The organism is Tardiphaga robiniae (genome assembly GCF_013359755.1).
GTDB classification, from domain to species: Bacteria; Pseudomonadota; Alphaproteobacteria; order Rhizobiales; family Xanthobacteraceae; genus Tardiphaga; species Tardiphaga robiniae.
Genome location: NZ_JABMCJ010000055.1, coordinates 1 through 1,359 on the forward strand (window position 1 = coordinate 1; position 1,359 = coordinate 1,359).

The window sequence follows — 1,359 nt, forward strand, 5'->3', positions numbered from 1 at the left end:
ACCGCCGAAGTCTTTCGTCCGGCCCCGTCTCAAGAAGCCGAAGCTTCCATCGAACGAGACCCGCAAGGACTCCGCCGTCCACGTTTCTCTTTCTTCAATTTAACTTGTCAAACAGCCCGACGCAGATGCGTCAATCTCCCCAGGAGGGAGAAATCTCTATCTTCAGATCTTCCAAAGTGAGATCCATCAGGCGGCATCCAGTGGATGCCAGCGCCCCGAAGGGAGCGAACCAGTAGACCCTCCAGAGGAAGGAAGCAACCTCTTTCTTCGCAGTGCGCCGATTATTTCGTTCGAAACAAGCAGCAGACCATTGCACCGATAGAGATCCGCCAAGCTTCCTTGCAAAAACCTGACAGCTCAACCCGACGACAAAACACCCACCGAAACTGTCGGCTGGTGCTTCACACATCGCGTTGAGGTGCTTCTGAGCGTCGAACCGTCCCGGACCCGTGGGCCCCGGCGCCGCCGCGCTCAGTGGCCGGTTTATAGTCTCGCACTCTCGAAGCTGTCAACGCCCAATCGTCAGAAAATCGTCACGCGTTTTTCGTGTGCGTAAAGTCGACGCCGAATCATAGTGCGCTGCGATGATGACAGCAGGATTCCGCATTGAATTGCAGGGATATCCGGATCCTCCGATACGCTTTGGCTCGCACGATGATGCCACAAGCTGCTGCGCATCGCGGGCATCAATGCCCCATCTGCTGTTGAGAACTATCAGGCAGACGGCACAACGATGCTGCAGCGCCGTGGTGAGTACGCAGATGCAAAGGCGCTGGTAAAAGCGATCGGTGCGCAAGATGCCCGCCAGCGGACTGCGCAGCAGCGGCGATGCCGTTGCGCGAAGGAACAATCCGTTCTTCCAATCGCAGCCTTTTCGGATCTCGGATCGCTTCACTTCCCTCGCTCGGGCGAGCGCGATCCTGAATGAGCTCAATCGGACCGCACTAAGCGGGTTCGGATTTTGATGATGGATCGCGGCTGAATGATCTCGGTCGATGCGGGTCGTCACCGCGATCGACATTGAGAAAGCCCCGCAAGCGCCTGTTGGCGATCACGCCGGAAACAAAAAAGGCTGCGCTGAATCGTGACTGGATTTTTTTGCGATCGACCTCTGCCGCTCCTCAGGATGAGGGACGGCAACGGAAACGGCGTCTTGAGGAGCTGCGACCGCCGTGATGAGCGCGCATGCTGCTCTAATTCCCCGAGATCAGTGCAGAATCCAGACAACAAAAAACGCCGCTTCCCGAAGGAAGCGGCGTTTTTTGTATTGATATCGTAGTTGAGGGTTCTTTGTCCTTTGCAGGCCTGGCAGCGACCTACTCTCCCAGGGCTTAAGCCATAGTACCATTGGCGCTGAGG

General features: G+C 56.7%; 1 protein-coding gene. It reads right to left on the reverse strand.

Translation table 11 applies throughout. The features are described 5' to 3' along the window. Positions 1 to 508: 508 nt before the first annotated feature. Positions 509 to 1,021, reverse strand: coding sequence for a hypothetical protein (locus tag HP556_RS00785; protein WP_175365544.1), 513 nt, complete (start codon positions 1,019 to 1,021; stop codon positions 509 to 511). Between the last annotated feature and the right edge of the window lie 338 nt (positions 1,022 to 1,359).

Coding starts and splice junctions, on each gene's coding strand:
- HP556_RS00785 (WP_175365544.1), bottom strand. CDS start 1,021: ATGTCGATCGCGGTGACGACCCGCATCGACCGAGATCATTCAGCCGCG.